17 protein-coding genes and 1 tRNA gene are annotated in these 20,358 nt (G+C 68.9%); 3 read left to right on the forward strand and 15 right to left on the reverse strand.

Annotated elements, in window-relative coordinates; translation table 11 throughout:
* Window positions 1–64: 64 nt before the first annotated feature.
* From ACT4N8_RS10395 to ACT4N8_RS10405, 3 genes are read left to right on the forward strand one after another with little or no spacing between them, the layout of a single operon-like run.
* Window positions 65–1,462, forward strand: a complete 1,398-nt coding sequence (locus ACT4N8_RS10395) for an amidohydrolase (protein ID WP_444858056.1) — start codon at window positions 65–67, stop codon at window positions 1,460–1,462.
* Window positions 1,459–2,841, forward strand: coding sequence for an amidohydrolase family protein (locus tag ACT4N8_RS10400; RefSeq protein ID WP_444858057.1), 1,383 nt, complete (start codon window positions 1,459–1,461; stop codon window positions 2,839–2,841). Before ACT4N8_RS10395 ends, ACT4N8_RS10400 begins: the two co-directional genes overlap by 4 nt.
* Window positions 2,838–3,533 (forward strand): NnrU family protein, encoded by a 696-nt coding sequence (locus tag ACT4N8_RS10405; protein ID WP_444858058.1) that lies wholly within the window; start codon window positions 2,838–2,840, stop codon window positions 3,531–3,533. Before ACT4N8_RS10400 ends, ACT4N8_RS10405 begins: the two co-directional genes overlap by 4 nt.
* Window positions 3,534–3,536: 3 nt before the next feature.
* Here the strand turns inward: ACT4N8_RS10405 and ACT4N8_RS10410 are convergent, their stop codons facing one another.
* The 15 genes from ACT4N8_RS10410 to ACT4N8_RS10480 all read right to left on the reverse strand — a co-directional run.
* The gene (locus ACT4N8_RS10410; RefSeq protein ID WP_444858059.1) at window positions 3,537–4,997 is read right to left on the reverse strand and encodes a putative bifunctional diguanylate cyclase/phosphodiesterase; all 1,461 of its coding nucleotides are present in this window, start codon (window positions 4,995–4,997) and stop codon (window positions 3,537–3,539) included.
* A 174-nt stretch (window positions 4,998–5,171) separates the two neighbouring features.
* Entirely contained in the window at window positions 5,172–6,611 is a 1,440-nt protein-coding gene (gene amaB, locus ACT4N8_RS10415; protein WP_444858060.1) for an L-piperidine-6-carboxylate dehydrogenase, read from the reverse strand.
* Window positions 6,608–7,414: a DUF72 domain-containing protein gene (locus tag ACT4N8_RS10420; RefSeq protein ID WP_444858061.1), complete on the reverse strand. Its 807-nt coding sequence runs from the start codon at window positions 7,412–7,414 to the stop codon at window positions 6,608–6,610. Before ACT4N8_RS10420 ends, amaB begins: the two co-directional genes overlap by 4 nt.
* Window positions 7,415–7,462: 48 nt before the next feature.
* Window positions 7,463–8,695: a cytochrome P450 gene (locus ACT4N8_RS10425; protein WP_444858062.1), complete on the reverse strand. Its 1,233-nt coding sequence runs from the start codon at window positions 8,693–8,695 to the stop codon at window positions 7,463–7,465.
* Window positions 8,692–10,272, reverse strand: a complete 1,581-nt coding sequence (locus ACT4N8_RS10430) for a Dyp-type peroxidase (RefSeq protein WP_444858063.1) — start codon at window positions 10,270–10,272, stop codon at window positions 8,692–8,694. Before ACT4N8_RS10430 ends, ACT4N8_RS10425 begins: the two co-directional genes overlap by 4 nt.
* Window positions 10,254–11,903, reverse strand: a complete 1,650-nt coding sequence (locus ACT4N8_RS10435) for a hypothetical protein (RefSeq protein WP_444858064.1) — start codon at window positions 11,901–11,903, stop codon at window positions 10,254–10,256. The genes ACT4N8_RS10430 and ACT4N8_RS10435 overlap by 19 nt, the downstream gene beginning before the upstream one ends.
* Window positions 11,904–12,026: 123 nt before the next feature.
* A tRNA-Gln gene (locus tag ACT4N8_RS10440) sits at window positions 12,027–12,101 on the reverse strand.
* Window positions 12,102–12,147: 46 nt separating this feature from the next.
* On the reverse strand, window positions 12,148–13,038 hold the full coding sequence (locus ACT4N8_RS10445; RefSeq protein ID WP_444858065.1) for a branched-chain amino acid aminotransferase: 891 nt from the start codon (window positions 13,036–13,038) through the stop codon (window positions 12,148–12,150).
* A gap of 33 nt (window positions 13,039–13,071) precedes the next feature.
* The gene (locus tag ACT4N8_RS10450; protein WP_444858066.1) at window positions 13,072–13,896 is read right to left on the reverse strand and encodes a pyrroline-5-carboxylate reductase family protein; all 825 of its coding nucleotides are present in this window, start codon (window positions 13,894–13,896) and stop codon (window positions 13,072–13,074) included.
* Window positions 13,897–14,031: 135 nt separating this feature from the next.
* Entirely contained in the window at window positions 14,032–14,541 is a 510-nt protein-coding gene (locus ACT4N8_RS10455; protein ID WP_444858067.1) for a YbjN domain-containing protein, read from the reverse strand.
* A gap of 101 nt (window positions 14,542–14,642) precedes the next feature.
* Window positions 14,643–14,936 (reverse strand): accessory factor UbiK family protein, encoded by a 294-nt coding sequence (locus ACT4N8_RS10460; protein WP_444858068.1) that lies wholly within the window; start codon window positions 14,934–14,936, stop codon window positions 14,643–14,645.
* A gap of 24 nt (window positions 14,937–14,960) precedes the next feature.
* Entirely contained in the window at window positions 14,961–15,515 is a 555-nt protein-coding gene (locus ACT4N8_RS10465; RefSeq protein ID WP_444858069.1) for a TspO/MBR family protein, read from the reverse strand.
* A 9-nt stretch (window positions 15,516–15,524) separates the two neighbouring features.
* Window positions 15,525–18,638 carry an efflux RND transporter permease subunit gene (locus tag ACT4N8_RS10470; protein ID WP_444858070.1) on the reverse strand — a complete coding sequence of 1,038 codons (3,114 nt, stop codon included), beginning with the start codon at window positions 18,636–18,638 and terminating at the stop codon, window positions 15,525–15,527.
* Between the two features lie 271 nt (window positions 18,639–18,909).
* Complete coding sequence (locus tag ACT4N8_RS10475) at window positions 18,910–19,980, reverse strand: efflux RND transporter periplasmic adaptor subunit (RefSeq protein ID WP_444858072.1); 1,071 nt, start codon at window positions 19,978–19,980, stop codon at window positions 18,910–18,912.
* Between the two features lie 107 nt (window positions 19,981–20,087).
* Window positions 20,088–20,358, reverse strand: a 271-nt coding sequence (locus ACT4N8_RS10480; RefSeq protein ID WP_444858071.1) for an SAM-dependent methyltransferase, incomplete at its 5' end; no start/stop codon positions are given.

Here is a 20,358-nt window from a genome sequence, read left to right on the forward strand (position 1 = left end):
CGCGCCGAGCTGGCGGAGAATCAGGCGCCCGGCATGCATCCCGAGCTCGAGACGAAGGCCTGAGATGGCGGGGCGTCTGACCGGGGCGGCGGCGCTCGCCGCCGCGTGCCTTCTCTTCGGCTGCGCCAATCAGGAGGCGCCGCCGCAGGCCGCATCGAGCGCGCCGCCGGAGCGGCGGGAATCGGCCGATCCCTACCCCTCGACCTACCGTCCCTATCCGGGCGCGACGACGGCGATCACCGGCGCCACGATCTTCGACGGTGAGGGCGGGCGGATCGACAATGGCACGATCGTCCTCGCCGAAGGCCGCATCCAGGCGATCGGCGGGCCCGAGACGCCGATTCCCGACGGCGCGGTCCGCGTCGACGGGGCCGGCCGCTGGGTGACTCCGGGCGTGATCGACGTCCATTCCCACCTCGGCAATTATCCGAGCCCCGGCGTCGCCGCGCATAGCGACGGCAACGAGGCGACCAATCCGGTGCGCACCGAGGTCTGGGCCGAGCACAGCGTCTGGCCGCAGGACCCGGGCTTCACCCGCGCGCTCGCCAATGGCGGCGTCACCACGCTGCAGATCCTGCCGGGCTCGGCCAATCTCTTCGGCGGCCGCGGCGTTACCCTGCGCAACGTCCCAGGGCGGACGATGCAGCAGATGCGCTTCCCGGGCGCGCCGCGCGGTCTGAAGATGGCCTGCGGCGAGAATCCGAAGCGGGTCTACGGCGGGCGCAACCAGATGCCCGCGACCCGGATGGGCAATGTTGCGGTGATGCGCGCCACCTGGCAGCGCGCGGTCGAGTATCGCGAGCGTCGCCGGCGCGACGCCAATACCGCGCGCGATTTCCAGCTCGACACGCTGGTCGAGGCGATGGCGGGCGACGTCCTCGTCCACAACCATTGCTACCGCGCCGACGAGATGGCGATCATGCTCGACATGGCGCGCGAGTTCGGTTTCCGAATCTCGACCTTCCACCATGCGGTCGAGGCCTACAAGATCGGCGATCTGCTGCGCGAGAACGGCACCTGCGCGGCGATGTGGTCCGATTGGTACGGCTTCAAGATGGAAAGCTACGACGCGGTCAACGAGAACATCCCGCTCGTCCACAATGCCGGCGCCTGCGCGATCGTCCATTCGGACGACGCCAACGGCATCCAGCGGCTCAACCAGGAAGCGGCCAAGGCGCTCGCCGACGGCCGGCGGATGGGGATCGACATCTCCGACGAAGTCGCCTGGCGCTGGCTGGCGATCAATCCGGCGACCGCGCTCGGCATCGCCGATCAGACCGGGTCCTTGCGCGTCGGCAAGCGCGCCGACGTCGTGCTGTGGAACGGCAATCCGTTCAGCGTCTACACGCGGCCGCAGCAAGTCTGGATCGACGGCGCTCTGCTCTACGACATGAACAATCCGCGGCTGCGCCCCGTGACCGACTTCGAGCTCGGCCAGCCCGGCGAGGGAGACGTGCATTGAACCGGCTGATCGCCCTCATGGCGGGAATCGCCGCCCTCGCCGCCGTGCCCGCCGCGGCGCAGACCATCGCGATCACCGGCGGCCGCGTCGTCGTCGGCGACGGCTCGCCGCCGATCGACGGCGGCACCGTCGTCATCCGCGACGGCCGCATCGTCGCCGCCGGCGCCAACGTCGCCGTGCCCGCGGGCGCGACCGTCGTCGATGCGCGCGGCAAATGGGTGACGCCGGGAATCGTCGCCGGCTTCTCGCGGATCGGCCTGATCGAGGTCGACGCGGTCGATCCGAGCAACGACGCGCAGGCGAACAGCTCGCCGTTCAGCGCCGCCATCGACGTGGTCCCGGCGGTCAATCCGCAGGCCTCGTCGATCGCGATCAACCGCGCGGCTGGCGTGACCCGTGCCGTCGTCTCTCCCGCAACCGCGCGCAGCATTTTCGCCGGCCAGGGCGCGATCATCGATCTCGGCGGCGATATGCAGCCGATCACCCGCCCTCGCGCCTTCCAGTATATCGAGCTGGGCGAGGACGGCGCGAACGACGCCGGCGGCAGCCGCGCCGCCGCTCACGTCCTGCTGCGCAACGCGCTTCGCGAGGCGCGCGACCTCCGGCTGCCGGTCGGCAGCGGCGGGCGTTCGCGCTCGCCGTCGACCGCTCCGCCCGAGGATCTGCCCGAGAATCCCTATATCCTGCCCGACGCGCGCCGTTCGGAGGACGTGCTCCTCACCCGCTTCGACGCCGCCGCGCTCGTCCCCGTATTGCAGGGGCGCCAACTCCTCCTCGTCCATGTCGAGCGGGCCAGCGATATCCTCCAGGCGCTCGCGCTGAAGCGCGAGTTCCCGAACCTCCGCCTCGTCCTGGTCGGCGCCACCGAAGGCTGGCGAGTCGCCGACGCGATCGCCGCCGCGCGCGTGCCGGTAATCGCCAACGCGCTGGTCGATCTTCCCGCGAGCTTCGAGCAGCTCGGCGCGACCCAGTCCAATATCGGCCGGATGCGCGCCGCCGGCGTCCAGGTCGCGATCGGCATGATCAATGACGACGAGGCGCGGCAGACCCGGGTCCTCCCGCAATATGCGGGCAATCTCGTCGCGATCGGCCGTGTGCCGGGCCATAGCGGCCTCAGCTGGGACGAGGCCTTCGCCGCGATTAGCTCGGCGCCCGCAGAAGTGATCGGGCTCGGCAGCGAGATCGGCTCGCTCCGCCCGGGGCGGCGCGGCGACGTGGTGATCTGGGACGGCGACCCGCTCGAACTCGCGACCGGCGTCGAAGCGGTCTGGATCGACGGCGTTCGCCAGAGCCTGGAGAACCGGCAGACCCGGCTGCGCGACCGCTACCGCCAGCCGCGGGAAGGCGCGCTCCCCCACGCCTACACGCCAAGGCAATGACACCAACCGTCAGCCTCGCGCTGGCGACCCTCGCCTTCGTCGGCACGCACCTGTTGATGTCGCATCCGCTGCGCCCGGGACTGGTCGCGCGGCTCGGCGAAGGGGGCTTTCTTGGCGTCTATTCGCTGGTCTCGCTCGCCACCCTGGGCTGGATGATCTTCGCCTGGCGCGCCGGCGATTCGTCCGACCCGATGTGGCTGGCGCCGATCTGGTGGGCGCCGGTGGCGTCGGGGATCATGCTCGTCGCGAGCATCTTGCTGGTCGGCTCCTTCGCCCGCAATCCGGCTTTCCCCCACCCCGGCGCCGCGCTCCGCGACATCCCGCCGCCGCGCGGGGTGTTCGCGATTACCCGCCATCCGATGAACTGGAGCTTCATGCTCTGGGCGATGGTCCACCTGTCGCTGTCGGGGAGCCCGCGCAACGTCATCGTCGCGGGCGGCATCCTGATCCTCGCTTTCGTCGGCTCGCTCGGTCAAGACCACAAGAAGGCCCGCTTGCTCGGCGAAACCTGGCGCGACTGGATGGCGAAGACGTCGTTCGTTCCCTTCGGCGCGTTGCTGGCCGGCAAGGCTCCCGGGCGGAACGCGGCGCCCAGCCCGGGCGCACTGGTCGGCGGGGTCCTGCTTTGGGCGGTCGTCACATCATGGCACGCGCCGCTTGTCTCTCCCCTGGGAGACCTGCTCAGCCGCTGACGCTCAGGCGGCGTCGGAGATCGTGGCGCGCCGCGCGTCGGCCATATAGGCCTCGAGCTGCTCGGGCGACATCGCATGGGCGTAGAGATGGCCCTGCAGCGCGTCGCAGCCGGCTTCGAGCGCGATCTGCTCCTCCTCGCGGCAGGAGACGCCCTCGGCGACGACCTCGAGGTCCATCGCATGGCCGAGCGTCACCGCGGCGCGGATGATCGCGATGCTCTGGTCGCGGGCGGCGATGTCGATGAACGAGCGGTCGAGCTTGATCTTGTCGACCGGAAAGCGGCGCAGGCAGGACAGCGACGAATAGCCGGTGCCGAAATCGTCGAGCGCGATGCGGAAGCCGTCGCGGCGCAGCTCCTGGATCGCCTGGGTGCAGAGCGAGCCATGCTCGATGAACAGGCCCTCGGTGATCTCCAGCTCGATCTGGTTGGGCTCCACCTTCTCCTCCGCGGCGATGCCGCGCAGCGCGGCCGGAAGGCCGGGATTGCGGAACTGGATCGGCGAGAGGTTGACCGCAACCGCAAGGTCCGGCCAGCGGCGCGCCATCCGGCAGGCGTCACGGAAGGTCAGCAGGCCGATCTCGTCGATCACCCCGCACTCCTCGGCGATCGGAATGACCTCCATCGGCGGCACCTGGCCCAGGATCGGGTGGCGCCAGCGAAGCAGCCCCTCGAGCCCGATCACGTTGCCGCGATTGCCGATCACCGGCTGGAAATGCAGCTGGAGCGCGGTGCCGCCCTTGAGCTCGGTGCGCAGCGCGCTCTCGATCTGGTCGCGGCGCTGGACATCGGCGTCCATCGCCTCGGTAAAGATGCGGAAGCAGTCGCGGCCCGCGGCCTTGGCACGGTACATGGTGATGTCGGCCTTGCGCAGCAGCTCGGACGCCTCGGCGACCTCCTTGCTGGCGAAGACCGCGCCGATGCTGACGCCGACGCGCGCCTCGCGCTCGCCGATCATGAAGGGCTCGCGGATGACCGCAATGATCCGCTCGCAGAGGCGGCGGACGTCAGCCTCACCCTTCGGGCTGACCTGGACGATGGCGAATTCGTCGCCGCCGATGCGGGCCACGGTGTCGGTCTCGCGGACCAGCGAGCGCAGACGGTCGGCGACCTCGGAAACGAGCTTGTCGCCGGCATTGTGGCCGAGCGTGTCGTTGACCTGCTTGAAACGGTCGAGATCGAGCATCAGCAGCGCGACCTGCTCGCCCGATCGGCGGTAACGGGTCAGTGCCTGATCGAGCCGGTCTTCGAGCAAGGCGCGATTGGCGAGGCCGGTGAGCTGATCGTGCAGCGCCTGGTGCTGCGCCGCCTCCTGCCGGTCCTCGAGCTCCTGCACGAGGTCGACGATCGAGCGGTAGAGGAAGGACATGACGAGGACGACGGCGACGGCCGAGGTCAGCGTGATCGGCCAGATCGTGCCGAACAGCTCCATGCGAGAACTGGTGTCGTCCCGAATGATGCTCACAGTCGCGAAGTTCGTCAGGACGAGCGTCGCGACCGCGGCCGATACAATCGGTGGACCGACTTTCCGTGAATATCCCACTGCCGTCTCCCGAGAAGCGGCAGAAATACCAGCACAGGTGTTAACAAATCGCTGAGCCGCGGGACGGGGTCGGCGCAGACGGTGCCGGACCCGCTTTTACCTCTTGTCCGGCAACGAGAAATCCACGCCTTGGGCGAGCGGCAGATCGCGACCATAGTTAATGGTGTTGGTCGCGCGGCGCATATAGGTCCGCCAGGAATCGGAGCCACTTTCGCGCCCGCCGCCGGTCTCCTTCTCGCCGCCGAACGCGCCGCCGATCTCGGCGCCCGAGGGCCCGATATTGACGTTGGCGATGCCGCAATCCGAGCCTGCGGCGGAGAGGAACAGCTCCGCCTCGCGCAGATCGGTCGTGAAGATGGAGGAAGCGAGTCCCTGCGGCACGTCGTTCTGGAGCGCGATCGCCTCGGCGAGTTCGGCATAGCGCATCACATAGAGGATCGGCGCGAACGTCTCCCGGCGCATCACCTCGCTCTGGCCCGGCATTTCGACCAAAGCGGGGCGCACATAGCAGCCGTCGATCAGCTCGCCACCATGGACGGCGCCGCCCTGCTCCCGCGCCGCCGCCAGGGCCGCCTGCATCGCGTCCACAGCATCGCGATCGATCAGCGGGCCCACCAAGATGCCGTCGGCCAGCGGGTCGCCGACGGGCAGGCGCGCCCAGACCCGCTTCAGCCGCTCGACCAGCTCTTCGTAGATCGTCTCGTGCACGATCAGCCGGCGCAGCGTCGTGCAGCGCTGCCCCGCCGTGCCGGCGGCGGCGAAGGCGATGGCGCGCTCGGCGAGGTCGAGATCGGCGGAAGGGGCAACGATCATCGCATTGTTGCCGCCAAGCTCGAGCAGGGTGCGGCCGAAGCGCGCCGCGACGCGCGGGGCCAGCGCGCGGCCCATGCGGGTCGAGCCGGTCGCCGAGACGAGCGGCACGCGCGGATCGTCGGCGAGCGCCTCGCCCGTTCCGCGCCCGCCCTGGACGACCTCCCGCCGGCTCGCCGGCGCATCGCCGAATCGCTCCGCCGCCCGCGCGAACAGGGCGGCCAAGGCGGCGGCGGTCAGCGGCGTCTTTTCCGACGGCTTCCACACCACGCTGTCGCCGCAGACGAAGGCGAGGCAGGCATTCCAGGCCCAGACCGCGACTGGGAAGTTGAAGGCAGAGATGACGCCGACGACGCCCAGCGGGTGCCAGGTCTCCATCATCCGGTGGCCGGGCCGCTCGGTGGCGATGGTGAGACCGTAGAGTTGGCGGGAAAGGCCGACCGCGAAATCGCAAATGTCGATCATCTCCTGGACCTCGCCGAGGCCCTCGCTCAGGATCTTGCCGCATTCCCGGCTGACCAGCCGGCCGAGCGGCTCCTTCTCCTCGCGCAGCACCTCGCCGAGCAGCCGGACCAGCTCGCCCCGGCGCGGCGGCGGAACCAGGCGCCAGCCGAGAAAGGCCTGGTGAGCGCGCCCGACCGCGTCGGCGACCGCCGCGGCGTCGCTGACCGGAACGCGGCCGAGCTCCGCGCCGTCGATCGGGCTGTACGAAACGAGCTCGCTCATCCGAGCCGCTCGATCAGCGCCCGAGCGGCGAGCGGATTCCTGACCTTCGCCCCGGCGATGACGAAGGCGAAGACCTCGCGCGGCGTCCTTCGCGCGACCGCGTCGCTGACGAAATTTGGCGCCGCCGGGCTCCCGCCGCCCGCCCAGTCCTTTATCGCACTCGCCCAACGATCCAGCGAGGCGGGGTCGTAGCCGGCCGGCTCCTCCTCGCGCGTCCGCTGGAGCCGCGCGTAGACGAAATCGGCGGTCAAATCGGCGATTTCCGGATAGGTCTCGTGATCGGCGAAGACGATCGCGACGTTCGAGGCGCGCGCCATCGCGACGAAGGCGCGGTTCCGGAAGCTCTCGTGCCGGACCTCGATCGCGTGGCGGAGGCGCAGGCCGTCCCGGCTGGTCGGCAGCAAGGCGAGGAAGGCGCGGATCTCGTCGGGATCGAACTTCTTGGTCGGCGCGAGCTGCCACAGGATCGGGCCCAATTTGTCACCCAGCTCGGTGAAGCCCTGCGCGCAGAATTTGCCGATCGACTCGCCCGCATCGCCCAGATTCTTGCGGTTGGTGCAGAAGCGCGAGGCTTTGATCGCGAATTTGAAACCGTCCGGCACCGCCTTGCCCCAGCGCTCGAACAAAGCCGGCGACTGGAGCTTGTAGAAGGTCGCGTTGATCTCGGTCGCGGTCAACTGCTGGCCGACATATTCGAGCTGCCGCGTTTTCGGCAGGCCCGCTGGGAAGAATGTCCCCCGCCACGGATCGAAATCCCACCCGCCGATGCCGACATGGATTTTCGCCGCTCCGGATGCAGACATGAATTTCCCCTAGTGTCCGGCGGGTGCCGTGTCACGCGCGCGGCGAGGTCAATCGTAGTGGACGTGGAGCTCGGTGGAGAAAGGCCCCTGCTTCTTCAGGCGTCCGGCGCCCCCCGGTGCGCGGCGGAGATTCTCGCGCCTGAGCAGCGGCTTCAGCATCGCCGGCAGCACCGCTTTGTTGATGTGCATGCCGAAGCATTGATGAAGGCCGTAGCCGAAGTGAATATATTCGTGCGGCAGCCGGTGCGGATCGAAGCGATAGGGATCGGGCACGCGGCGTGAATCCATCATCGCCGAGCTCAGGCCCACCATCAGCTTCGACCCCTTCGGCACGCGCCGCCTGCGCCTGGTCCCGGCGGCGATCATGCCGTCCGCCACCGCGACCCGCGGCATCAGCGGCGCGATCGGATCGAACCGCATCGCTTCGAAGACATAAGCGGCGAGGCACGCATCGTCGCCCCCTTGCGCGGCCCGCTGCGCTCCGGCGAGAGCATCCGGACGGCGCAGCAGCTGCTCCAGCGCCTGCGGCACCACCATCGGCGGCTGCGGCGGTCCGCCGACGATCATTCCCATCAGGCCGGTGCGGATCTCACTGTCCGAATAGCCCGGCTTTCCTTGCCCCTGCAGGATAAGGCAGCGGCCCAGCACATCGTCCTTGTCGCTCGGTACGGCACGGCGCCGGGCGATCTCCGCATCGATATGATCGCGCAGCCTTTGGCCGATCGATTTGACCTCGGCGCCTAGCGCATCGCTCCCGTCATCGGCGAACTGGAATTCGAACAGTCGCGTGGCCCAGACGCGAAGGTCTCCTCCCGGCGGATCGGGCACCCCGAAATAATCGCCGAGCAGATCGAAGGTGACGCGCCGGACGAGCTGGTCGACCACCTCGAGCCGGCCGCCCGCCTCGGCCACGATCCGTTCCGCCATCGCCTCCGCCTTTGGTGCGAGGCGGTCCGCGACGTCCTTGCGCCGCACCACCGCCAGCATGGCGTCGCGCCCGGCATGATATTCCGGCGTGTCGCCCATGCCGAGAAAGAAGGGCTCGCCGTCCATGATGACGTCGAGATTCTCCTTGTATGGCACGCCGAAGGCGCGGTCGTTGAGATAGACGTCGCGTACGTCGTCGTGGCGGGTGACGACATAGGTGCTTCCGAGGCGCGGGATCGGCCAGATTCGCCGCGCCAGGCGAAGCAGGAACGGCATCCGCCGCATGCCGAAACCGAGCAGCCGGGTCCTGAAGGTCGGCGGGCGAAACACGGGCTCCGGCGCCGCCGCGCTCATCGGCTCGACAGATAGCTGAGCGCCGGCAGGCTCGGCAGGAAGAAATATTCGCCGCCGGCGAACTGGACGAAGGTCTCGACATTGACCGTGCGACGCAGCGGCTCCTCGCGGATCGTCATCCGTCCCTTGGGGCCCACCAGCGGATCGGTCTCGTCGAAAAGCGTAGCGAAGTTGGAATTGAGCAGCCAGGTCTGCTGGACGAACTCGAACTGGCGGGCGATGTCGGTGTTGAGGCAGACGAAGAGCAGTCCGCGATCCTTGCCGTCGGCCACGCGATAGTCGGCGATCTTGGGTCCGTATTTGCGGCCGCGGCGAAGGATGCGGTGATTGTTCGCGGCCTCCAGAAGTGCCTCCTTGTCCCCGGGAGTCGGGGCGAGCGCGTCGCGCGGGTTGGCGCGGCGGACATGCGATCCCGGCGGACAGCCGACACCATGCGGGTCGGTGTCGAAAAAGCAAAAATTGTTCCTCGGCAATCCCGCCGGGTCGGGGCCGAGCGTTCCGCCCGGGCAGAGCAGATGGCCATTTCGATCGCGGCCGATCACGCGTTCGGCGAGCCAGTCGGCGGTGACGTGGGAGGAATGGGCCGGATCCTGCTCGCGGATGCGGGCGGTATTGGCATCCATCGAGTTCCAGAATTCGGCGACATATTGCCTGAGCTCGCGCACCACCATGTAGCTGCCGTTGAGCCCGAGATCGAAAAAGCCTTCCGCATCAGGGTGCGGCGGCAGCCCGGCGGCGGCGGGCGCGTGCGCCGCGTCGTCCGGCACGGCCGGCCCCGGCGCCCGTTCGGCATGGCCGTTGGGATAGCCCATGATGATTTCGCCGAGCGGGATGCCTTGCACCCTGTCCTTATCCGCCGGTTTGCCACCCACCGTAACCGCCCCGCCTTCGTCGTAGGGCTCTGGCTGGGACAGACCGTCGGCGAAGCCGAAATGCTCGCGGCTGATGCCGGCGCCCTCGACGTCGAGCACCAGCGGCAGACGGTGGACGACGCGGACGTGGTGCGGCTCAAGCGCCTTTTCGACCGCGCCCGCCCAGTCGTTCGCATCCGCTTCGTCCTGCGCGTAGAGCATCAGCAAGGCGTGGACGGTGACCCGCGTCTCGATCCGCTCCTCCGCGTCGCCGGCCTCCCGCGGCGGCGTGTTGCCGCTCCAGATCGGCCCGTCGTCGATCACCGTCTCCAGCCAGGCGCCCGCGCGCCGGTCGCCGAGCCGGCGCAGCCGGTCCTCCTGGAACATGCCCTCGCGGAAGGGGCGGGAGAAGGAGGCGAGCGCGGAGTCGTCCAGGCCCATCCGGGCGAGGCCGCTCCAGGTGAAGGCGATCGCCGCGGCCCTGGTCTGCGCGGCCGGCGCGCCCTTGGGCGGCGGCACCGCGGTGGTGATCGGCGCCACCTCCGCCAGCGCGCGCAGCCAGGCGCCGCCGAAACTGTCGCCCTCGATCTCGAGGAAAAGCGCCCGCCCGGTCTCGAGATTGCCAAACCCGGTAACCACCAGCCCCTGGGTCGCCTCGGCGACCGGCGGGGCGAGCTTCCAGCTCGGCGGCGACTTGCCCGGCGCGCTCACAGGTCCCTCATCCATGCTGCCGCATCCTTCTCGCTGAGGCGCGCGCGGCGCAGCCCGTTGGCGATGCGATGGTTTCGCTCGATCTGATCGACGGTGAGGTCGCGATAGGCGCTGTACCAGAAGCGGCTGACCGCCCGCGACGCCAGCGCCCAGTTCTTGAACTGCCGGCCGTGGCTGGCGCCTTCGTAGATCAGGAAGCGGGTCGGCGGGAAGCCCACGCCGCAGCCCCAGGCGACGGTCAGGCCCTCGTGCGCCTTCTCGATGAAGTCGTCGAGATAGGAGTCCCAGCTCAGATCGAAATTGCTGAAGAAGAGCAGGCGGCTGCCGTTGTTCAAAAAGGCCCAATGGGCGAAATGGACGGTGCGCATGCTGCCGAGATAGCCGCTGGTCGCGATCACGCGCAGCAGCAGGCCGAGGCCGAGATGACCGGCGCGGATGATGATCGCGCGCAGGATACCGGGCTTGATCAGCACGATCGAGCCCATGTGGTTCTGCGCGATCCAGTCCTCGCGGCGCACCATCTGGCGCAGCATGTCCTCATCGACGCGGGGCGCATCGTGCGCGGAATCGCGCTTCTCCAGATAGCGCAGCCAGAGGAGCAGGAGCGGGATGCTGACGAAGATGCCGGCGAGGCCGAGCACGACCGCGCGCGCGACCGGCCGCCAAGTCTCCTCGAACTCGGGGGCCGGCCCGGCGCCGAGCCATTCGCCGATCTGGCCGGCCGCCCAGACGGAGGGGATGAGAAGCAACGTCGCGATCGCCGCATAGGCCGCCACCGCGAGCAGGAGGAGGAGCAGGAATTTGGGCTTGAACGCGGAGAGCGGGAAGTGACCGGCGATGCCTTCGCCCGGCGGTCCCTTCCTGTTCAGAAACACGGCCAGGGCGATGACCAGCCCGAGGATTGCGATCAGCACCAGATAGCCGCGCCACGGCAGCAACGGTGCCAGCACCAGCCCAGGCAGCGACAGGACGAGCAACGCCACCACCGCGAACAGCAGGAGACGCGCCAGATCCGTGGCCCGCTCCAGCGCGCCGATCCGCTTCGGCGCCTTGTCCTCGAGCCAGGCGAAGCGCGGCAGCATCGCCGCCCGCAGCGCGGCGTGCGCATCGCGCGCGCTGGTGCCGCGATAGGGACTCGCGCCGTCCGGCCGGTCGATCTCGTCGCGCAACGCAACGAACAAGGCCGCATCGTCGAGGACGCGATCGCGGGTCAGGCCGCGATTGCCGTGGTGGAAGACGGTCGGCCGCTCGGTGCGCGCCTCGAAATAGGGCGCCACCGGCGCGCGCGAGCCGGCCGCGGTGACCGCGGCATAGAGCTCGGCATCATCGTCCCGCGGCGCCTTGCAGCAGCGCAGGATCGCCCGCAGATCCTCGCCCAGCGCCGCCTCCATCTGGCCCCAGAACACGCCGGGGCCGCCGTCGAAATTGGCCTCGAGGATGAACAGCGGATCGAAGGCGTCGCTCGGAAACACGCTCATCGACATGAAATGAAGCGTGGGGACTTCGCGCAGGATCCGACCGTAATTTTCCGGATAGTTGAAGGGCGGAGTCTCCTCGCGGCGCTTGAGCGCGTCGATCAGCGCGGTCAGCTGCGCGCAGCTCTGCGGCTTGACCTCAAGTGGAACAGACAAGGTCGTCTGCTTCATGCACCCCTCCCCCGCGGACTCCCGATAGTACTCCGATCAAGACATCGCGCAATCGGTAACTTGCGCGATCTTGAAAGGACTTTCGCCGCTATTGCGGCAGCCGGCGATGAGGGCGGAAGAAATTGGCTGGGGCGGCAGGATTCGAACCTGCGAATGGCGGCACCAAAAGCCGCTGCCTTACCACTTGGCGACGCCCCAGCAGAGCGGCGTGAGCGCGGCTATATAGCGGGCCGCGCGCGCATATCTAGGCGTTGGTCAGCCTGCGATTGACGAGATCGAGATAGTCGCTGCGCAATTGCAGGGTCAAATCGCCCACCTCGAAGTTCCATGGGCCGACCGAGGCGACCGGCGTGACCTCGGCCGCGGTGCCGGTCAGGAAGAATTGCTCGAAGCCCTCCAGCTCCTCGGGCCAGATCGGCCGCTCGTGCACCTCGATGCCGCGCCGCCGGGCGAGATCGATCACTGTACGCCGCGTGATGCCGTCGAGAAAGCAATCCGGCGTCGGCGTGTGTAGCGCGCCGTCCCTGACGAAGAAGGCATTGGCGCCCGTTCCTTCCGCGACGCGGCCGCGCCAGTCGAACATCAAGGCGTCGTCATAGCCCTTGGCCTGCGCCTCGTGCCGGGCGAGCGTGCAGATCATGTACAAGCCCGCGGCCTTGCTTTCCGTCGGTGCGGTATAGGGCGCGGGCCGCCGCCAGGGCGAGACGATCATGCGGATGCCTTTACGCGCCGACTCGTCGCCGAAATAGGCGCCCCAGGGCCAGCAGGCGATGGCGAGGTGGATCTTCGCGCGCTGCGCCGAAACGCCCATCTGCTCCGAGCCGCGCCAGGCGAGCGGGCGCATATAGGCGTCCTCGAGGCCGCTGTCCGCGAGCACCTCGCGGCAGGCCTGATCGATCTGCTCGACGCTCCACGGAATCTCGAAGCCGAGCAGCCGCCCGCTCTTGACCAGCCGCTCGCTATGCTCGGTCAGCTTGAAGATCTCGCCCGCATAAGCGCGCTGCCCCTCGAAGACCGACGAGGCATAATGGAGCGCATGCGTGAGGACGTGAACGTTCGCCTCGCGCCAAGGCACCAGGCGGCCATCGAACCAGATCGTGCCGTCGCGATCGTCGTAGCTCGGGGGAGTTGCCATGGCCCGAGCGGATAAGCTCGACCGGTCGGTCGGTCAATCGGCGCCCGGCCGCGCCGCCTCGGCCATTTCGAGGCTGCGCACCCGCGTCGCCTCGAGCGTGCGCCGGACGAGGTCGAGCAAGGCGCGGTCGGCATCGAGCACTTTCAGGCCGGCCTCGGTCGTCCCGCCCGGGCTCGCCACCTTGCGGGCGAGGGTCTCCGGATCGTCGTCCGCGGCCGCGGCCAGCGCACCCGCGCCTTCGACCATCCTCAGCGTGAGCCGCGCGGCCTGTTGATCGGGAAGGCCCAGCGTTGCCGCCGCCTCCGCGAGCGCGTCGATGAAGCGGAACAGGAAGGCCGGCCCGGCGCCGGTCAGCTCGCTGGCAAGCTCGAAGCCCGCCTCGTCATCAAACCATTCGGCGTGGCCGAGCGCCGCCATCAAGCCGGTGACAAGCGCGCGGGCGGCATTGTCATCGCTGTCGCTGGCGAGGGCGACGACGCCCTTGCCGATCCGGACCGGCAGGTTCGGCATCGCCCGCACGATCGTGCGCGGCGCGGGAAAGCGCGCGCGGAGCGAGGCGAGCTCGGCCCCGGCGAGGATCGAGACTAGGATGGTTTCGGGATCGAGGATCGGGGCGAGCGCAGGGGCGGCCAGATCGAGCTGGCGCGGCTTCATCCCCAGCATGACGATCGCCGGCACCTCGTCCTCGGGATAATCGGTGGTGACGCGGATGCCGTGGCCGACCTCGCGCCCGCTCGGCCGGACCACGCTGACCTGGGCCGGGTCTACCCCCTCGTCGAGCCAGCGCGCGAGCTTCGCCCCCGCCATATTGCCGCAGCCGGCAAGCCAGAGCGGCCCGGGAAGAAGGCGGTCGGACATGCCTTCCTCTGTCATTGCGAGCGTAGCGAAGCAATCCAGGTCGCGCCGGCGTGGGAACAGTTAATTTTAATTTCAGGCGCGGTGATGGTGGGTTTCCGACGCTGCGCTCAAAGGTAACTGTCCCTGTTCGGGTGGCTAAGCTTCGCCCTGCGTCTCGATCAGAGCGGCTGCGATCGCTTCCTGTGGGGTCTTGTCGGCCCAGAGCACGAACTGGAAGACCGGGTAGAAGCGCTCGCATTCCTCGATCGCCGCTTCGACCAGGGTCTCCGCCTGCTGCAGGCTCAACGTGCCGCTGTCCTCGCCCTCGAGCAAGGCCGCGTGGCGGAACAGGACGAGGCCCGAGGCCGACCACAATTCGAAATGGCCAAGCCAGAGCTGCTCGTTGATCAGGCCGATCGTCTCGTAGGTGGCGTCGCGCTTCTCGGCGGAGACGCGGATGTCGGGCAAGGCGAGGAACTGGAGGACATGGTCCTCCGCCCGCCAGATCGCGCGCAGCTCATATTGGGTCCAGCTGCCCTGGAAGGAGGAGACGATCTCGTCCTCGCCGTTGCGCTCGAACTGCCAGCCGAGCGCGCTGAAATAGGTTTCGAGCATGTCGATCGGAGCGCTCGCCTCGCGCTCCAGCTCATATTCGTCCATGTTCATAGAGGCTGTCCCCGGTCCTCTTCTGTTCTACGCGAATCTGACGCGCTTGGCGTCAAAGTGCAAGGAAAGGCGGGGAATCGTCTTCACAAAGTTGTGGATAGTCAGGCTGCTGCGCCGGGGCGCTTCTTGCGCGAAGCGGACTTGGCGGCGGGCTTGGCGCCCGCCTCCAGCGCGGCGATCCGCTGGCTCAGCGCCTCATTCTCCTCGCGGGCGGCGACGGCCATCGCCTTCACCGCCTCGAATTCCTCGCGGGAGACGAGGTCGAGCCCGCCGATCCATTCGCGCGCGCGCTCCTGCATCGCCGCCTGCGCTTCGCGGGTCATCCCGGCGATGGTGCCCGCGGCGCCGTTCATCACCTTGACGAAATCGTCGAACAATCTGTTCTGGGACTGCATCGCTGAAGCCTCCTCGAAAAAGGGTCAGAGCCGGATATCGGTGCTCGCACCGCCGGGCGCAAGCGTCGCCGCATCCGGGTTCAGCGCCACGATCTGGTAGTTGAGCAGACCGGCGAACATCAGCCAGGCGAGATAGGGATAGAGGAGCAGCCCCGCGACGACGCGGATCCGCCAGACGACGACGATCAGGGCGAAGGTGCCGACCAGCATCGCCGCGACGATCGACAGCGCGATGTCGGCCCGCTGCCAGACAAAGAAGACCGGCGACCAGGCGAAATTGAGCAGGAGCTGGAGCGCGAACAAGGCGAGCGCGCGGTTTCGCCGCCTGGCGCCCTTCGCGTGCAGGACCATCGCGAGCGACAGGCCGAGCATCACATAGAGGATCGTCCAGGCGAGGCCGAACACCCAGCCGGGCGGCATCAGCGCCGGCTGTTGGAGCGCAGCGAACCACGGATTGCCATAGCCCGCATTGGACAGTGCGCCCGAGAGGCTGCCGAGCAGCAGCACCGCCGGCACGGTGACCAGCGCATAGCGCAGGAAGCTCATCCTGAGCTGGGACTGGGAGGCGAGGCCGGCCATCTGGGTTCCTTATTCGGCGGGCTGGGGCTGGGGCGCGCCGCCGCCCAGCTCGGTCTCCAGCTTGCGGGTGACGGTGAGCGGCGAGCCGGTGAAGCGGGCGAGGCGCGCGTAGAGGAGCGGGATCAGCAGCAGGGTAATCACGGTCGCGATCGAGACGCCGAAGACGATGACGACGCCGATCGCCGTCCGCGCGCCCGCGCCCGCGCCGGAGGCGAGCATCAGCGGCATCGCGCCCGCCGCGGTCGCGATCGAGGTCATCAGGATTGGCCGCAGCCGCCGCCGCGAGGCGTCGCGGATCGCGGTCGGAATGTCGCGCCCGGCGTCGCGCAGTTGGTTGGCGAACTCGACGATCAGGATGCCGTTCTTGGCGGCGAGGCCGACCAGCATGACAAGGCCGACCTGGCTGAACAGGTTCATCGTCTGGCCCATCACGACGAGCCCGATCAGCCCGCCCGCCACGGCGAGCGGCACGGTCGCGATGATCACGCCGGGATGAACGAAGCTTTCGAACTGCGCGGCGAGCAGCAGGTAGACGACGAGGATGGTGAGCAGGAAGACGAAGTAGATCGAGCCCCCCGCCTCTCGGACGGCGGGGCTCTCGCCGCTATCGCCGCCCGCGGCGACTTCGGGCGCCGCGGCCGCCTGCTCCTCGAAGAAGGCGAGCGCCTCGCCGAGCGAATAGCCGGGCGCCAGCCCCGCGGAGAGCGTGATCGCGCGCAATTTGTTGTAGCGGCCGAGATCGCGCGCGCCCGCCGCGTCGCGCGCGCGTACGAGGTTGGAGAGCGGGACGAGCTGGCCGGTGCGGCTGCGCACGTAGATCTGGGCGAGATTGGCCTCGGTCGCCCGCGCGCCCTCCTCGGCCTGGACGACGACGCGATATTCCTCGCCCCGGTCGAGATAGGTGGAGACGCGGCGCGAACCGAGCAGGGTCTGGAGCGCGTTCGAGACGTCGGCGACCGAGACGCCCAGGTCGCCCGCGCGGGAAGTGTCGACCTCGATCCTGAGCTGCGGCTTGGTCTCCTTATAGTCGCTGTCGACGTTGATCAGGCCGGGATTGCCCGCCGCCGCGGCGACGATCCGGTCGCGCGCCGCAGCGAGCTCCGGATAGGTTGCGCCGGCGATGACGAAGTTGACCGGCTGGCCGCGCCCCCGGCCCAGCGCGCTGCGCACCGAAGCGTTGCCGCGCACCGCCGCGATCTGGCCGAGCTCGCGGTTGATCTCGCCAACGACATCCTGAGTCGTCTGCTCGCGCTCCTCCCAAGGCTTGAGGAAGACGATCGCGGTGCCGCTGTTGAAATCGTCGCTGCTGCCGAAGCCGCCCGGAGTGCGCGCTACGACCGAGCGCACCGCGCCCTCTTCGATCAGCGGCAGCAGCCGGGCCTGCACCTCACCCATATAGCGGTCCATCTCGGCGAAGCCGGTGCCTTCGGGCGCGTTGACGCTGACGATGGCGATGCCCGTATCCTCCGCCGGGACCAGCTCGGACTGGAGCGTGAAGAAGAGACCGCCGGCGCCGCCGACGAAGAGGATCACGGCGACGAGCGGGATAAGCGGCTTGCGAAGCGCCTGGTCGAGCCGGCGGGCGTAGAAATCCTCGAGCGCCTTGAAGCGCCGATCGACCCAGGCGGTGAACCGCCCGCGCTTCTCGTGCCGCAGCAGCTTGGAGCAGAGCATCGGCGCGAGGCTGAGCGCGAAGAAGCCCGAAAAGGCGACCGCGCCGATCATCGCCGCCGCAAGCTCGCGGAACAAGAGGCCGGTCTGCCCGGCGATGAACATGATCGGCACGAACACGGCGCAGACGACGAGCGTGGTCGAAAGCACCGCGAAGCCGACCTGCCGCGCGCCATTGTACGCGGCGGCGAGCGGCGGTTCGCCTTCCTCGATCCGGTGATAGATATTCTCCAGCACCACGATCGCGTCGTCGACGACGATGCCGATCGAAAGGACGAGTGCGAGCAAAGTGAGGAGATTGATCGAGAAGCCGAACGCCCAGAGCACGGCGAAGCTGGCCAGCAGGCACAAGGGCACGGTGATCGCGGGGATGAGCGTCGCGCGCCAGCTCCCGAGGAACAGGTAGATGACGAGAACGACGAGGATGGCCGCCTCGACGAGCGTCACCCAGACCTTCTCGATCGCCCTTTCGATGAACAGGGATTCATCGGAGCCGACGGTGACCGTCATCCCTTCGGGCAGGCCGGGCCGGACCTGCTCGACCATCGCCTTGGCGGCGTCGGCGACGGCGAGCGTGTTGGCGCCCGACTGGCGGACGATGCCGAGCCCGATCGCCGGATTCCCGTTGAGCCGGAAGGCGCTGTAGGGATTTTCCGGCCCCGCCTCGATCCGCGCGACATCGCCCAGGCGCACGAGATAGCCGTCGCTGCCGCGGCCCACGACGAGCGTGCGGAACTGTTCCGGCGTCGCGAACGAGCGGTCGACACGGAGCGTGACGTTCTGTTGCGCGGATTCGATCCGCCCGGCGGGCAGTTCGACATTCTGACTCCGGAGCGCCGTCTCGACGTCGCCCGGCGTCAGGCCGAAGGCTGCGAGCCGCTCGGGCCGGATCCAGACCCGCATCGCCGGGCGCGCCTCGCCGCCGATGAAGACCCTTGCGACCCCATCGATCGACGAGAAGCGGTCGACCAGGTTGCGGTCGACCCAGTCCGAAAGCTGGAGCCGCGACCAGCCCGGCTTGGAGATGACGAGGAACATGATCGGGGAGGCGTCCGCGTCGACCTTGCGCACCTCCGGCGGCAGCGCCTCGTCGGGCAGGTCGTCGGTGGCGCCGCCGACCCGGTCGCGCACGTCGTTGGCGGCGGCGTCGATGTCGCGCCCGGCGGCGAACTCGATGCTAATGTCGGACTGGCCGTCGCGCGAGCGCGAGGTGATCGTCTGCAGCCCCTCGATCCCCGCCAGCCGTTCCTCGAGCACCTGAGTGACCCGGGTCTCGACGACGTTCGCGGCAGCGCCGATATAGCGCGTCTCGACCGAGACGATCGGCGGATCGACGTCCGGATATTCGCGGACCGAGAGGCTGAAGAAGCCGATCACGCCGACCACCGCGACCAGCATCGCGAGCACCGCCGCGAAGACCGGCCGCTTCACCGACAGGTCGGAGAGCTTCATTAGGGTCTGGGCCTATGGCTGGAGATGGCCGTGATCGGCCGGAGAAGCCGGCTGGACAGGAGGGCGGTGAAGGCCGGGCCGGGCAGCCCGGTCGAGCCGGCCGACGCAGCCAGCCGGCTTCTCCGGCCGACCGCAGAGCGGCGGGCTGTCCTTTGCCGCCCAGCGGCGTCGCTCGATCGGTCACGATGAATCTTCATCGCTCCCTCCTCTCTCCTAGCTGGACAACAAATGCCAGCCCGTCACGGCCGCCTCCAGCCATAGGTCCAGACCCTTAGCCGCCCTGGCGCTGCCTAGGCGGCGCCTGCTGCTGGGCGCGCTGCGGCGGGCGCTGTTGGCCGGCGAGCCGCACCTCCATTCCGTCGGCGACCTTGACCACGCCCTCGGTGACGACCCGCTGGCCGGGGCGCAGCCCCTGCACGATCTCGATCCGGCCGCCCGAGCGGACGCCGGTGCGCACGGGCGTGCGCCGGGCGCGGCCCTCGGCGTCGACGACGTAGACGAAGCGGCTCTCGCCCTCGCCGATCACCGAAAGCTCCGGCACCGACAGCGACATGCGCGGCGCGTTCTCGATGCCGACGGTGAGCAGCATGCCGGGCCGCAGCAATCGCTCCGGATTGGGCAGCCGCGCCCGCACCGTCACCGCGCGGGTATTGGGGTCGATCACCGGGTCGATCGTGTGGATGACGCCGCGGAAGGGGCGATTCGGATAGGCGTCGGAACGCGCCTCGATCGGCTGCCCCTCGCGCAGGGCGGGAAGCATCGTCTCCGGCACCGCGAAATCGAGCTTGATCGTCGAGAGGTCGCTGATCGTCGCAATCGCGGTGCCCTGGCTGGCGATTGCGCCGACCGAGATGTTGCGCAAGCTGACCCAGCCCGAGAAGGGCGCGCGGATCACCCGGTCGCCGATGTCCGCGCCGGCCGACTGGGCCTGGGCGCGGGCGGCGGCGGCGGCGGCGACGCGGGCGTCATAGTCCGAACGGGTGGCGAAGCCGCGATTCTTGAGCGCCTCGACGCGGTCGAGCTGCTGGCGCGCCTCGCGCGAGCGCGCCTCGGCCTCGCGCATCTGGGCGTTCTGCTGTCCCTGCTGGAGGACGGCGACGATCTGGCCGCGCTGGACGTAGGAACCGTCGTCGAAGTTGAGCCTTGTGATCCGTTCGGTGACCGGCGCGGAAAGCGTGACCTGCTCGTTGGCGAGCGCGGTGCCAACCGCCTCGATCCGGTCGGCGAAGCGCATCGGCCGCGCCGGCTCCACCTTGACCAGAGGCGCGGGCCGCTCGCGCTGTTTGTCGGCCGCGCTGCTGCCACAGGCGGCGAGCGCCGCCGCGATGGCGAGCAGGAGCATCCGGCGGGGCAAGGCGGGTCTGTTCAACGTCCTGAAATCCTTGGGCCCGTCTCAATGCGCATAATCGCGGCTTTGTCGAGAGAGGGCTTGTATCAAAATGTCTCGCATCAGCCGCGGCGGACGGCGCCGATCAGGAACTCGACATTGCCCTCGGGGCCGGTGATCGGGCTCGGCGCGACGCCGGCGACCTCCCAGCCGCGCTTCTCCAGCCAGGCCGATACCTCGGCGCAGACACGCGCGTGGACTTCCGGATCGCGAACCACGCCGCCCTTGCCGATCTCGCCGCGCTCCGCCTCGAATTGCGGCTTGATCAGGGCAATCTGCCGGCCGCCGGGCCTGTCGAAGCCGAGCGCGGTGTCGAGCACCTTGGCGAGGCCG

Source organism: Sphingosinicella sp., from assembly GCF_052387495.1.
GTDB lineage: Bacteria > Pseudomonadota > Alphaproteobacteria > Sphingomonadales > Sphingomonadaceae > Allosphingosinicella.

Bases quoted from the DNA above. Each gene is read 5' to 3' on its own strand.
- ACT4N8_RS10395 (WP_444858056.1), top strand. From the start codon at position 65: ATGGCGGGGCGTCTGACCGGGGCGGCGGCGCTCGCCGCCGCGTGCCTT.
- ACT4N8_RS10405 (WP_444858058.1), top strand. From the start codon at position 2,838: ATGACACCAACCGTCAGCCTCGCGCTGGCGACCCTCGCCTTCGTCGGC.
- amaB (WP_444858060.1), bottom strand. From the start codon at position 6,611: ATGAGCGAGCTCGTTTCGTACAGCCCGATCGACGGCGCGGAGCTCGGC.
- ACT4N8_RS10420 (WP_444858061.1), bottom strand. From the start codon at position 7,414: ATGTCTGCATCCGGAGCGGCGAAAATCCATGTCGGCATCGGCGGGTGG.
- ACT4N8_RS10425 (WP_444858062.1), bottom strand. From the start codon at position 8,695: ATGAGCGCGGCGGCGCCGGAGCCCGTGTTTCGCCCGCCGACCTTCAGG.
- ACT4N8_RS10430 (WP_444858063.1), bottom strand. From the start codon at position 10,272: ATGGATGAGGGACCTGTGAGCGCGCCGGGCAAGTCGCCGCCGAGCTGG.
- ACT4N8_RS10435 (WP_444858064.1), bottom strand. From the start codon at position 11,903: ATGAAGCAGACGACCTTGTCTGTTCCACTTGAGGTCAAGCCGCAGAGC.
- ACT4N8_RS10445 (WP_444858065.1), bottom strand. From the start codon at position 13,038: ATGGCAACTCCCCCGAGCTACGACGATCGCGACGGCACGATCTGGTTC.
- ACT4N8_RS10450 (WP_444858066.1), bottom strand. From the start codon at position 13,896: ATGTCCGACCGCCTTCTTCCCGGGCCGCTCTGGCTTGCCGGCTGCGGC.
- ACT4N8_RS10455 (WP_444858067.1), bottom strand. From the start codon at position 14,541: ATGAACATGGACGAATATGAGCTGGAGCGCGAGGCGAGCGCTCCGATC.
- ACT4N8_RS10460 (WP_444858068.1), bottom strand. From the start codon at position 14,936: ATGCAGTCCCAGAACAGATTGTTCGACGATTTCGTCAAGGTGATGAAC.
- ACT4N8_RS10465 (WP_444858069.1), bottom strand. From the start codon at position 15,515: ATGGCCGGCCTCGCCTCCCAGTCCCAGCTCAGGATGAGCTTCCTGCGC.
- ACT4N8_RS10470 (WP_444858070.1), bottom strand. From the start codon at position 18,638: ATGAAGCTCTCCGACCTGTCGGTGAAGCGGCCGGTCTTCGCGGCGGTG.
- ACT4N8_RS10475 (WP_444858072.1), bottom strand. From the start codon at position 19,980: ATGCTCCTGCTCGCCATCGCGGCGGCGCTCGCCGCCTGTGGCAGCAGC.